Source organism: Streptomyces sp. NPDC028314, from assembly GCF_055565795.1.
This window is the reverse complement of the sequence record NZ_JBVHTP010000013.1, coordinates 251268-262802: the sequence shown is the minus strand read 5'-3', so window position 1 is coordinate 262802 and position 11535 is coordinate 251268. Positions and strand designations below refer to the sequence as shown.

12 protein-coding genes are annotated in these 11535 nt (G+C 72.0%); 8 read left to right on the top strand and 4 right to left on the bottom strand.

Annotated features, from left to right (window positions below; genetic code table 11):
- From ACZ4TG_RS28545 to ACZ4TG_RS28530, 4 genes are all read right to left on the bottom strand, one after another.
- Nucleotides 1-740: 2-oxoacid:acceptor oxidoreductase family protein (locus tag ACZ4TG_RS28545; RefSeq protein ID WP_468167722.1), on the bottom strand; the 740-nt coding region annotated here is incomplete at its 3' end.
- A 232-nt stretch (nt 741-972) separates the two neighbouring features.
- Entirely contained in the window at nt 973-1632 is a 660-nt protein-coding gene (locus ACZ4TG_RS28540; RefSeq protein WP_468167752.1) for a response regulator transcription factor, read from the bottom strand.
- Between the two features lie 181 nt (nt 1633-1813).
- On the bottom strand, nt 1814-3139 hold the full coding sequence (locus ACZ4TG_RS28535) for a sensor histidine kinase (RefSeq protein ID WP_468167720.1): 1326 nt from the start codon (nt 3137-3139) through the stop codon (nt 1814-1816).
- Nucleotides 3140-3413: 274 nt separating this feature from the next.
- On the bottom strand, nt 3414-4610 hold the full coding sequence (locus ACZ4TG_RS28530) for a sensor histidine kinase (RefSeq protein WP_468167718.1): 1197 nt from the start codon (nt 4608-4610) through the stop codon (nt 3414-3416).
- A gap of 156 nt (nt 4611-4766) precedes the next feature.
- Between ACZ4TG_RS28530 and ACZ4TG_RS28525 the strand changes: the two genes are divergently transcribed.
- From ACZ4TG_RS28525 to ACZ4TG_RS28490, 8 genes are read left to right on the top strand one after another with little or no spacing between them, the layout of a single operon-like run.
- Nucleotides 4767-5174, top strand: a complete 408-nt coding sequence (locus tag ACZ4TG_RS28525; protein ID WP_468167716.1) for an NADH-quinone oxidoreductase subunit A — start codon at nt 4767-4769, stop codon at nt 5172-5174.
- On the top strand, nt 5165-5773 hold the full coding sequence (locus ACZ4TG_RS28520; RefSeq protein ID WP_468167714.1) for an NADH-quinone oxidoreductase subunit B: 609 nt from the start codon (nt 5165-5167) through the stop codon (nt 5771-5773). The genes ACZ4TG_RS28525 and ACZ4TG_RS28520 overlap by 10 nt, the downstream gene beginning before the upstream one ends.
- The gene (locus tag ACZ4TG_RS28515) at nt 5770-6969 is read left to right on the top strand and encodes an NADH-quinone oxidoreductase subunit C (protein ID WP_468167712.1); all 1200 of its coding nucleotides are present in this window, start codon (nt 5770-5772) and stop codon (nt 6967-6969) included. The genes ACZ4TG_RS28520 and ACZ4TG_RS28515 overlap by 4 nt, the downstream gene beginning before the upstream one ends.
- Entirely contained in the window at nt 6966-7925 is a 960-nt protein-coding gene (locus ACZ4TG_RS28510) for a complex I subunit 1/NuoH family protein (protein ID WP_468167710.1), read from the top strand. Before ACZ4TG_RS28515 ends, ACZ4TG_RS28510 begins: the two co-directional genes overlap by 4 nt.
- A complete protein-coding gene (locus ACZ4TG_RS28505; protein WP_468167750.1) occupies nt 7922-8512 on the top strand; it encodes a NuoI/complex I 23 kDa subunit family protein in 591 nt (196 codons plus the stop codon). The genes ACZ4TG_RS28510 and ACZ4TG_RS28505 overlap by 4 nt, the downstream gene beginning before the upstream one ends.
- Nucleotides 8509-9159, top strand: a complete 651-nt coding sequence (locus tag ACZ4TG_RS28500; protein WP_468167708.1) for an NADH-quinone oxidoreductase subunit J family protein — start codon at nt 8509-8511, stop codon at nt 9157-9159. The genes ACZ4TG_RS28505 and ACZ4TG_RS28500 overlap by 4 nt, the downstream gene beginning before the upstream one ends.
- Nucleotides 9159-9533, top strand: a complete 375-nt coding sequence (gene nuoK, locus ACZ4TG_RS28495) for an NADH-quinone oxidoreductase subunit NuoK (protein ID WP_468167706.1) — start codon at nt 9159-9161, stop codon at nt 9531-9533. Before ACZ4TG_RS28500 ends, nuoK begins: the two co-directional genes overlap by 1 nt.
- Entirely contained in the window at nt 9530-11530 is a 2001-nt protein-coding gene (locus tag ACZ4TG_RS28490) for an NADH-quinone oxidoreductase subunit 5 family protein (RefSeq protein WP_468167704.1), read from the top strand. The genes nuoK and ACZ4TG_RS28490 overlap by 4 nt, the downstream gene beginning before the upstream one ends.
- Nucleotides 11531-11535 lie beyond the last annotated feature (5 nt).

Here is an 11535-nt window from a genome sequence, read left to right as displayed (position 1 = left end):
TCCTCCGTCGTCTCGCCGAAGTTCCAGCCGGCCCGGAAGGCGGCCACGTTCGCCTCGGCGATCTCCGGCTTCTTCGCGAACTTCTGCCGAAGGAACGCCTCGGTCCCCTCGGTCGGCCGGTGGTACATCCACGACAGCAGGCCCAGCGCGAACATGTTCTTGCTGCGCTCGGCCTCCTTGCGGGACAGGCCGAAGTCCTTCAGTGCCTCCACCGTCAGCGTCGTCAACGGCACCGGGTGGATGTTGTACGCCGAAAGGGAACCGTCTTCCAGCGGGGAGGTCTGGTAGCCGACCTTGGCCATCGGGCGCTTGGTGAACTCATCGGTATTGATGATGATCTCCGCGCCGCGCGGAACATCCGCGATATTCGCCTTCAGCGCCGCCGGATTCATCGCCACCAGCACATTCGGCGCGTCGCCCGGCGTCAGGATGTCGTGGTCCGCGAAATGCAGCTGGAAGGACGACACTCCCGGGAGGGTTCCGGCAGGGGCGCGGATCTCGGCGGGGAAGTTCGGCAGGGTCGAGAGGTCGTTTCCGAAGGACGCGGTTTCCGAGGTGAAGCGGTCACCGGTGAGCTGCATTCCGTCACCCGAGTCACCCGCGAAGCGGATGATCACACGGTCGAGACGGCGGACCTCTTTGCCGCTCCCACCGGGCCGCGTCGGCGTGCGCTGCTCGCCGACCACAGTCCCCCCGGCCCCGTCGGCCTGCTCGGCTGGGCTACTGACCTGGCTGGTCACTGAACTGGACCTCCTTCGAGGCGTGGGCGCTCACTCCCAAGGCCAACCCTACGTCCGTGAGGTTTTTCGTCCCTGGGTCGCCCGTATTCTGGACCGCCTTTTGAGACGGTCTGTCCGACAGACGTCGTGCAGTACGCGAAATATTCCAAACCTCCGGGCGATGGTGCCGGAGCCCGGCGGGTGCGTTTCGGCACCGGCACCACCACGCCATACCTGACAGAGTGTCAGTTGATCAAGACCTTAGATAGGTGAGAACCGCCAGAACGCGCCGGTGATCCCCATCACTCGGGGACAGTCCGAGCTTCATGAAGATATTGCTGACGTGTTTCTCCACCGCACCGTCGCTCACCACGAGCTGCTTCGCCACCGCGGAATTCGTCCGTCCCTCGGCCATCAGGCCCAGCACCTCACGCTCGCGCGGGGTCAGATTCGCCAGTACGTCCTGCTTGCGGCTGCGGCCCAGCAGCTGGGCGACCACCTCGGGGTCCAGGGCCGTACCGCCCCGGGCCACCCGCACCACCGCGTCCAGGAACTCCCGGACCTCGGCCACCCGGTCCTTCAGCAGATACCCCACCCCGGTGCTGGAACCGGCCAGCAGTTCGGTGGCGTACTGCTCCTCCACGTACTGCGACAGCACCAGCACCCCGATCCCGGGGTGCTCACGGCGCAGTCGTACGGCGGCCCGTACCCCCTCGTCGGTGTGCGTCGGCGGCATCCGCACGTCGGCCACCACCACGTCCGGCAGCGCGTCCTCGGCCGCCAGCTCCGCCACGGTCTTGATCAGGGCTTCCGCGTCCCCGACGCCGGCGACGACGTCATGCCCCCGGTCGGTCAGCAACCGGGTCAGGCCCTCACGCAGCAGCACTGAATCCTCGGCGATGACCACCCGCACCCTGTCTTCCACTTCTCAGCAGCTCCCGCGTCCACTCGTCACCGGCATACCTGGCAGACCCAAGCATCCCAGCCCGTCGGCCCGGTCAAGGCGGATCCGGGCCAACTGGCCGCCGGACCACGAAAGAAGGGCCCCCGCCCACCCGGACGGGGGTCCCGCATCCAGCGCCGTGGTTCCGGGGTCAGCCCCGGCTGCGGACCCGTTCCGGCTCGCGGTCGCGCCACGGCAGCTCGGCGGTGACGGTCGTGCCGCCGCCCTGCGGGGAGTCCACGACGAACACCCCGTCCACCGCGTCCAGCCGCTCCGACAGGCCCGCCAGTCCCGACCCGGCCAGGGCATCGGCGCCGCCCCGCCCGTCGTCCGCGACCTGGAGCAGCAGCCGCTCGCCGGACTTCCACACGTCGACGCTCGCGCCACCGGCCCGGGCGTGCTTGCTGACGTTCTGCAGCAGCTCCGACACCACGAAGTACGCGATCCCCTCGATCGCCGCCGCCGGCCGGCCCGGGAGGTCCACCGCCACCCGTACCGGCACCGCGCACCGCGAGGCCACCGAGGACAGCGCCGCGTCCAGCCCGCGATCGGTCAGTACGGCCGGGTGGATCCCGCGGGCCAGGTCACGCAGCTCCTGAAGGGCGATCTTCACCTCTCCGTGAGCCTCGTCCACCATCCGCGCGGCGGTCCGCGGGTCCTCGGCCAGCTTCTCCTTCGCCAGGCCCAGGTCCATGGCCAGCGCCACCAGCCGGGCCTGCGCCCCGTCGTGCAGGTCCCGCTCGATGCGCCGCAGGTCGGCGGCCGAGGTGTCGACGACCACCGTCCGGTCGGACTCCAGCTCCGTGACCCGGGTCGCGAGCCGGGAGGGCCCGAGCAGGGCGCCGACCAGCACCTGGTCGACGGTGGTCAGGGCGCGGAGCACCCAGGGGGTGGCCAGGGTGAAGGCGAGACCGAGGAGGCAGGTGGCGGCGATGGCCAGGGGCGAGTCCAGGTAGAAGGAGTAGTCGTCGTTCTGGAAGAGCTGGAGTCCGGGCTGGTGAGTGAAGGCGGGGAAGACCCAGAACCAGAGCGGGTAGAGCAGGAACCCCCACCCGTACGTCCAGAACACCAGCGCCACGCAGAAGGCGAACACCGCCCACGGGAAGTGGATCAGCGAGTACAGCACGTGCCGCCAGGCGCTGCCGCTCTTGAGCAGCGCCCCCACGGCCGCCAGCGCCCCGCTCTTGCGCGCCCGGACCGGCGCCGGGTCGGCGACCTTCCCCCGGAGCAGTCCGCGCACCCGGGCCCGCTCCAGCCGGCCGAAGCCCAGGCACATCGCGAGCACCCCGGCCAGCACCGGAACCCCGAGGAAGGTGACGAGCAGCCCCGCGCCGAGGCTCACGCCGGTGACGGCGAGGCAGAAGTACAGCGTGCTGAGCGGGAACCCGATCATCACGTACCCGAACTCCCGCCAGGTCCGCGCCTCCACGGGAGCCCGCAACACCCTGCCGATCGCCGTGCCCGTGTCCTCGCGCATGATCCCGACCCGCCCTTCCCCGTCATCCCGTTACCCCTCAACCCTGCCGCCCGCCCCGACCCGAGGCCATGCGGCGGGTCGGCATGTCCGAAGGGGGGATAACCCCACCAAGCCGCTGCCGCGCGGGGTGCGCGCAGAAGGCCCCGCAGCGTGCTGGGGCCCCAAGGCCCCGCCGAGCGAGCCGTCGCCCGCCCGTGCTGGAGGCCCCGTACACGCGAGCGGGACCCCCGCCCACCCGGACGGGGGTCCCGCATCCAGCGCCCGGCTCCCGGGGTCAGCCCCGGCTGCTGCGGACCCGCTCCGGCTCGCGGTCGCGCCACGGCAGCTCGGCGGTGACGGTCGTGCCCCCGCCCTGCGGGGAGTCCACGACGAACACCCCGTCCACCGCGTCCAGCCGCTCCGACAGCCCCGCCAGCCCCGACCCGGCCAGCGCATCGGCGCCGCCCCGGCCGTCGTCCGACACCCGGAGCAGCAGCCGGCGCCCCGTCCGCCACACCTCCACGCTCGCACCGCGCGCCCCCGCGTGCTTGCTGACGTTCTGCAGCAGCTCCGACACCACGAAGTACGCGATCCCCTCGATCGCCGCCGCCGGCCGGGCCGGCAGCTCCACGTGCACCTTCACCGGCACCACGCACCGCGAGGCCACCGACGACAGCGCCGCGTCCAGCCCCCGGTCCGTCAGCACCGCCGGATGGATGCCCCGCGCCAGGTCCCGCAGCTCCTGGAGGGCCAGCTTCACTTCGCCGTGCGCCTCGTCCACCATCGCCGCCGCCCCCTCCGGGTCCTCCAGCAGCTTCTCCTTGGCCAGGCCCAGCCCCATCGCCAGCGCCACCAGCCGGGCCTGCGCCCCGTCGTGCAGGTCCCGCTCGATGCGCCGCAGGTCGGCGGCCGAGGTGTCGACGACCACCGTCCGGTCGGACTCCAGCTCGGCGATCCGCCGCTCCAGGTCGTCGGACGGCGACAGCAGGCCCCGTACCATCGCCCGGTCCACGTTCGCGAGCCCGCGAGACACCCACGGCAGTACCGGCCACAGCACGAACAGCCCGGTCAACGCGACGGTGAAGGTGAGTACCCCCCACGGCAGCCGGACCAGTGCGTACAGCACGGTCCGCCAGGCCACCGGGTCCTTGATGCTCGCCCAGAGCCAGGGGAAGAACCCGCCGGACCGCACCGGACCGGGGAGCGGGGTCGGCTCGTCCACCCGGACGTCCAGCAGCGCCCGGGCCCGTGCCCGCTCCAGCTTTCCCAGCTGGCGCGAGCCCAGCAGCCCGCAGGCGAGCAGAGGCAGTCCGATCGCGGTCACGGACAGACCACCCGCCGTCGCAACCATGACAACCGTGTAAACAAAACCGATCAGTGCCGCCGGCAGATTGCTCAGCAGGTGCGCGATCTCCTTCCACGTAGACGCGCTCAAGGCGGCGCGGATGGGTGGAAGGAGGTCATCCTGAGAAGTGCGGGTGCTCGCGGTCATGCCGCACAGCCTGCCAATTCCGCCCCGGCGATGCCATGGGGTGGCCAGGCGGCCGTGAACGGGGGATAACCCCACCCCGTGTGAACCAGGCCCTAGACTCCCGTGCGTACCAGATCATCCAGATCGTCGACAGTGGCCGAGGAGCGAGGAACGGACGTGCCCGACCCAACGGTATCGACCGCAACCATGCTCGCGGCGGACTACTTCCGAAGCTATTCGGTCGTCGGCCTGCTCGCCGTCCTCGGCGTGCTCTTCGTCGCCGTCGCCTTCGGCGCCGGCAGGCTGCTGCGGCCCGTGGTCCCCACCCCCGAAAAGCTGCTGACGTACGAGTGCGGCGTGGACCCCGTGGGCGAGGGCTGGGCGCACACCCAGGTCCGCTACTACGTCTACGCGTTCCTCTACGTCATCTTCGCCGTCGACTCGATCTTCCTCTTTCCGTGGGCGACCGTTTTCGCCGCCGCCGGCTACGGAGCCACGACCCTGGTGGAGATGTTCATCTTCCTGGGCTTCCTGGCCGTCGGCCTGCTCTATGCGTACAAGAAGGGCGTCCTCGAATGGACGTGACACCTGCTGGGACACCGGCCGAGCCGCAGCTGCTTCCCGAACCGAAGCGGCTGGGAGTGCTCTCCCGACTGGCTCCCGAACCCATGAAGGTGGTCCTGAACTGGGGCCGCCGCTACAGCCTGTGGGTCTTCAACTTCGGGCTGGCCTGCTGCGCGATCGAGTTCATCGCCGCGTCCATGGCGCGCCACGACTTCATCCGGCTCGGCGTCATCCCCTTCGCGCCCGGGCCCCGACAGGCCGACCTGATGATCGTATCGGGCACGGTCACGGACAAGATGGCCCCCGCCGTGAAGCGGCTCTACGAGCAGATGCCGGAGCCGAAGTACGTCATCTCCTTCGGCGCCTGCTCCAACTGCGGCGGCCCCTACTGGGACTCGTACTCGGTCACCAAGGGCGTCGACCAGATCATCCCGGTGGACGTCTACGTGCCCGGCTGCCCGCCGCGCCCGGAAGCGCTGCTCCAGGGAATCCTCAAGCTCCAGGAAAAGATCGCTCGAGAGTCCCTCGCGGAGCGCTACGCGACGCCGTCCGTCGCGCAGCTCACCAGCGGCCTGGTCGCGCCCCCGGCCGCCCCCTCCTCCACGGGGGCCGGCGCATGAACCTCTACGACTCCCTGCCCGACGCGGCGCCGACCGTCTTCGGCACCGAAGCCGTCGGCTCGTACGCGTACGAGGTCCTCACCGTCGACGTGCCCGTCGGCTCCTGGATCTCCTCGCTGGAGATCGCCCGCGACAAGCTGGGCTGCACCTACTTCGACTGGCTGAGCGCGGTCGACGAGCCGGGCACCGGCTTCCGGATCTGCGCGCACGTCGTCTCGCTGGAGAACCACCGCGTACGCCGCCTCCTGCTGCGTACGACGGTTCCGCACGCGGCGCCCTCCCTGCCCTCCGCCGTGGCCGTCTACGCGGGGGCGGAGTGGCACGAGCGCGAGACCTTCGAGATGTTCGGCGTGACCTTCACCGACCACCCGAACCTCGTCCCCCTGCTGCTCCCCGAGAACTTCGAGGGCCACCCGCTGCGCAAGGACTTCGTGCTCGCGGCCCGGGTCGCGAAGGCCTGGCCGGGCGCCAAGGAGCCGGGCGAGGCCCACGACCCCGACGCGCCGAAGCGTCGGCAGATGCTGCCGCCGGGCGTACCGGACCCCAACGACTGGGGCCCGCTCAAGGGCCAGCTCCCCCCGGCTCCCGCCCGCCCCGCCCGCACGCCGCGCGCGGCCGGAGCGGCGGCCGCGGGCCGCGAGGGCGCCCCGGCCCGTACGCCCCGCGAGGGCGCCCCGGCGCGTACGCCCCGCGAGGGCGCCCCCGTCCGGCGTACCCGGTCGGTGGCCGAAGGCTCCGCGAGCCAGGCGGCCCCGGCGGCGCCGGGGGAGGCGGAGGCTCCGGTGCGGCCGGTGCGGCGTACCCGCTCGGTGGCGGACGGCTCCGCGAGTCAGGCGGCTCCGGCGGCCGAGGGAGCGCAGGCCCCGGCGGACGCTCAGGCCCCGGCGGCCCCGGCGGCCCCGGCGGCCCCGGTGGCCCCGGCCGCTCCGGCGGACGCCCAGGCGCCCGCGGCTCCCGCCAAGCCGCCGGTCCGGCGGAGCGCCGACGCGCCCTGGCACGATCCGAAGCCCGCCTTCGACGAGCCGGCCCCGGCCGCGCCCGCCGCGGAACCGGCCACCGGTGAGCCGGACGACGGCTCCGCGCCGGACAAGGGCGCCAAACCGGCCGAGGCCCCTGAAAAGGCCCCGGACAAGACCCCCGGCGCGACCCCCGACAAGACCCCCGACCCCACCCCCGACAACGGAGGCGACGCGTGAACGACGTCCTCGACGTCGCCCTGCGGCTGATCGTCGTCTTCGCCGTCTTCCTCGTGCTCCCGCTCGTCGTCGGGCAGACCGAGCACAAGGTGATGGCCCACATGCAGGGCCGCCTCGGCCCCATGTACGCGGGCGGCTTCCACGGCTGGGCCCAGCTCGTCGCCGACGGCGTGAAGTTCGCGCAGAAGGAGGACATCGTCCCGGCCAACGCCGACCGGCGGATCTTCCAGCTCGCCCCCGCCGTCGCGCTGCTCCCCTATCTCCTGGTGCTGCTCGTCATCCCCATCGGTCCCCACGAGGGGGCCGTCGGCCAGGTCATCGACGCCGGTCTCTTCTTCGCCCTTGCCGTCATGGGCGTCGGCGTACTCGGCAGCCTGATGGCCGGCTGGGCGTCCGCCAACAAGTTCTCCCTGCTCGGCGGCCTGCGTACGGCCGCCCAGCTGCTGGCGTACGAGCTCCCCATGCTGCTCGCGGCCGCCTCGGTCGCCATGGCCGCCGGGACCGTGTCCCTTCCCGGCATCGTCGGGGCCTTCCAGTGGTGGTGGCTGCCCTGGCAGATCATCGGCGCGCTCGTCTTCTTCACCGCGGGCCTCGCCGAACTCCAGCGGCCGCCCTTCGACATGCCCGTCGCCGACTCCGAGATCATCTTCGGCGCCTACACCGAGTACACGGGCCTGCGCTTCGCGCTGTTCCTGCTCGCCGAGTACGCGGGCATCGTCGTCCTCTGCGCCCTGACCACCGTCCTGTTCCTCGGCGGCTGGCACGGGCCGATCGCCGACGGCTGGGTCTGGACCCTGCTCAAGGTCGCCGTCCTCGCCTTCGTGGTGATCTGGCTCCGCGTGAGCTACCCACGGCTGCGCGAGGACCAGCTGCAGAAGCTGGCCTGGACCGTACTCATTCCGCTCGCGCTCGCCCAGATCGCGCTCACCGGCATCGTGAAGGTGGCGATCAACTGATGCCCATCCCCGGATCCGGCCTGGCCAAGGGCCTCGCCGTCACCCTGCGCACGATGACGAAGCGCTCGCACACCGCCCAGTACCCCGACGTGCAGCCCGAGCTGCCGCCCCGCTCGCGCGGGGTCATCGGCCTGTTCGAGGAGAACTGCACGGTCTGCATGCTGTGCGCGCGCGAGTGCCCCGACTGGTGCATCTACATCGACTCCCACAAGGAGACGGTGCCGGCCGCCGCGCCGGGCGGCCGCGAGCGCAGTCGCAACGTCCTCGACCGCTTCGCCATCGACTTCTCCCTCTGCATGTACTGCGGCATCTGCATCGAGGTGTGCCCCTTCGACGCCCTCTTCTGGTCGCCGGAGTTCGAGTACGCGGAGACCGACATCCTGGAACTCACCCACGAGCGCGACAAGCTCCGCGAGTGGATGTGGACCGTGCCGGCCCCGCCCGCCCTGGACCCGGCCGCCGAGGAGCCCAAGGAGATCGCCGCAGCCCGCAAGGCGGTGGAGAAGGCCGAAGCCGCCGCTGCCGCGGCAGCCGCGGCGGCAGCCGCCGAGACCGAGACGCCCACCGATCCGGAGGCAGACGCGTGAGCCCCGCCGCCACCCTGGCCGTCACCGCGGGCCCCGGCTTCCTCTCCCCGACCGGCGTCGAGATCGCCTTCGTGCTCGTCGGCCTCGCCACCCTCGGGGCGGCGCTCGTCACCGTCACCACCAAGCAGCTCGTGCACGCCGCCCTCTGGCTGGTCGTCGCGCTCGGCGGGATCGCCGTCGAGTACCTGCTGCTGACCGCGGAGTTCATCGCCTGGGTCCAGGTGCTGATCTACCTCGGTTCCGTGGTCGTCCTCCTCCTCTTCGGGCTGATGCTCACCAAGGCCCCCATCGGCCGCTCCCCGGACGCGGACTCGGGCAACCGCCCGGTCGCGCTCGGCGTCGCCCTCGTCGCGGCCGGCGCGCTCGTCTGGGTCGTGGTCGACGCCTTCCGCACCACCTGGATCGACCTCGACGGTCCCGTCCAGGGCTCCACCGGGGTCTCCGGCGAGATCCTCTTCCGGCACTGGGTGCTGCCCTTCGAGGCCCTGTCCGTACTCCTCCTCGCGGCCCTGATCGGCGCCATCGTGCTGTCCCGCAGGAACGACACCGCCGGGGACACCGCCGTCGGGGACACTGCCGCCGGGGACACCGGCACCGCAGCCGGCACCGCCCCCGCCGGTTCCGACGACAAGAAGGGGCAGCGCTGATGCATCTCGCCTACCCGGCCGTGCTCGCGGCGCTCCTCTTCTGCGTCGGCCTGTACGGGGTGCTCGCCCGCCGCAACGCCATCCTGGTCCTGATGTCCGTCGAGCTCATGCTCAACGCCGTCAACCTCAACCTGGTGGCCTTCGACGTCTGGCTGCGCGACACCCTGCACGCCGGCCAGGCCCTCACCCTCTTCACCATCGCCATCGCCGCCGCCGAGATCGGCATCGGTCTCGCGATCGTGCTGATGGTGTACCGCAACCGGGGCACCTCGGACGTCGACAGGCTGCGCGACACCGCCGAGGGCCACGAGCCCGCCCCGGCACACCAGAGCAACCAGAGCAACCCGAGCAACCAGAGCGAGGTCACCGCGTGAGCACCACGACCCTCGCGGTCCTCGTCCCGATCCTGCCCTTCCTGGGCGCGGTGGCGGGACTGCTGTCCGGCCGCAGTGCCCCCGGCTTCGTGCGGCCGCTCGCCATCCTGCCGACGCTGGGCGCCGCCGTGCTGGCCGTGCTCGTCGCCGTCCGGCAGGGCGGCGGCAAGGCGATCGACACCGCGACCGAGCTGACCCCGACCGGCTCGGTGCCGATCGAGCTCTCCCTGTACCTGGACGGCTTCGCGGCCCTGGTCGCCGTCCTCGTCGGAGTCGTCGCCACCTGCGTGCAGCTCTACTCGACGGCATACCTGCGCGAGGACCCGCGCTACCCGTCGTACGCCGCTCTGGTCTCACTGTTCACCTCCGCCATGCTGCTCGTCGTCTACTCCGGCGACCTGATGGTGCTGCTGGTCGGCTGGGAGGTCATGGGCATCTGCTCGTACTTCCTGGTCGGCCACTACTGGGAGACCGAAGCGGCCCGCTCCGCCTCCCTGAAGGCCTTCCTCGTCACCAAGCTCGGTGACGTCCCCTTCCTCATCGGCCTGTTCGCGCTCGCCGCCGACGCCGGCTCCTTCCGGATCACCAAGATCCTCGGGGCCGTCGCCGCGGGCGGACTCGACCACCCGACGCTGATCGCGCTGCTGCTGCTCGCCGGAGTCGCGGGCAAGTCCGCGCAGTTCCCGCTGCACACCTGGCTCCCGGACGCCATGGCGGGCCCCACCCCGGTCTCCGCACTGATCCACGCCGCGACGATGGTCGCCGCCGGTGTCTACTTCATCGCCCGTCTCCTGCCCGTCTTCGCGGCCTCCCGCGCCGCGCTGGTGGTCATGGCCGTCATGGCGGCCGTCACGATGGTCGGCTCGGGCCTCGCCGCCCTGGCCCAGGACGACATCAAGCGCGTGCTCGCCTACTCCACGGTCGGCCAGCTCGGCTACATGACCGGGGCCCTGGCCGTCGGCGACCGCGGGGCCGCCGTCTTCCACCTCCTGTCCCACGGCGCCTTCAAGGCGCTGCTCTTCCTCGGCGCGGGCGTCATCATCCACGCCGCCGGGACGAACTCCCTGGCCGCCATGTCCCGGATGGACGGCCTGGTCAAGCGCATCCCCGACGCCTTCTGGACGATGACGATCGCGCTCCTCGCGCTCGCCGCCATCCCGCCCTTCGCGGGCTTCTTCTCCAAGGAGGCGATCCTCGTCGCCGCCGAGCACACCGCCGGCGGCCACTCGGAGTTCGCCCCCAGCGCCGCCGGCTGGCTGGTGCTCGTCGCCGGGGTGCTGACCGCCCTGCTCACCGCCGCGTACGCCACCCGGCTGTGGCTGATGGCCTTCCGCGGACGCGGGGCCGCCGCCCCCGACCACGGTAAGGAGCCCGTCGCCATGACCGGCGTGCTGTGGCTGCTGGCGATCCCGTCGGTCGGCTTCGGCCTGGCCGCCGGTCCCCTCGCGGACTGGTTCGACGGCCGGGAACTCACCCCGTCGGTGACCACCACCATCCTCGGCACCGGCGCCGCGCTCATCGGCGTCCTGCTGACCTACGGCCTCTGGCAGCGCGCCACCGCCAAGGCCGCCGCCGGCTCGTACGAAGCGGCCGTACCCGCGTCGGTCGCCGCCGCGGAGTCCGCCGCCGAGACCCCCGAGGTCGCCGAGGTCACCCAGGACCACCCCACCGTCCCGGTGGGCCCCGCCCCCGACCCCGGCAAGGCGTTCCTCGGACCGCTGCACCGCCACGCCGCCGACGGCTTCCACCTCGACGCCCTCTACGACCGGCTGTTCGTCCGCCCGGTCCGGTCCGCCGCCGGACTGGTCCGCTTCCTCGACCGCGAGGTCGTGGACACGTACGTCCGCGGTGCGGGCACCGGACCCCGGCTGCTCGGCAGCCTCGTCCGCCGTGCCCAGACCGGCAACGTGCAGAGCTACCTGAGCGCCCTGCTCGCCGGCGCCGTGGTCCTGGCGATCGCCACCGCCGTCCTCGCCAACGTCAACGCCGGATCGTGAGCCGT

Bases quoted from the DNA above. Each gene is read 5' to 3' on its own strand.
- ACZ4TG_RS28535 (WP_468167720.1), bottom strand. From the start codon at position 3,139: ATGCGCGAGGACACGGGCACGGCGATCGGCAGGGTGTTGCGGGCTCCC.
- ACZ4TG_RS28530 (WP_468167718.1), bottom strand. From the start codon at position 4,610: ATGACCGCGAGCACCCGCACTTCTCAGGATGACCTCCTTCCACCCATC.
- ACZ4TG_RS28520 (WP_468167714.1), top strand. From the start codon at position 5,165: ATGGACGTGACACCTGCTGGGACACCGGCCGAGCCGCAGCTGCTTCCC.
- ACZ4TG_RS28515 (WP_468167712.1), top strand. From the start codon at position 5,770: ATGAACCTCTACGACTCCCTGCCCGACGCGGCGCCGACCGTCTTCGGC.
- nuoK (WP_468167706.1), top strand. From the start codon at position 9,159: ATGCATCTCGCCTACCCGGCCGTGCTCGCGGCGCTCCTCTTCTGCGTC.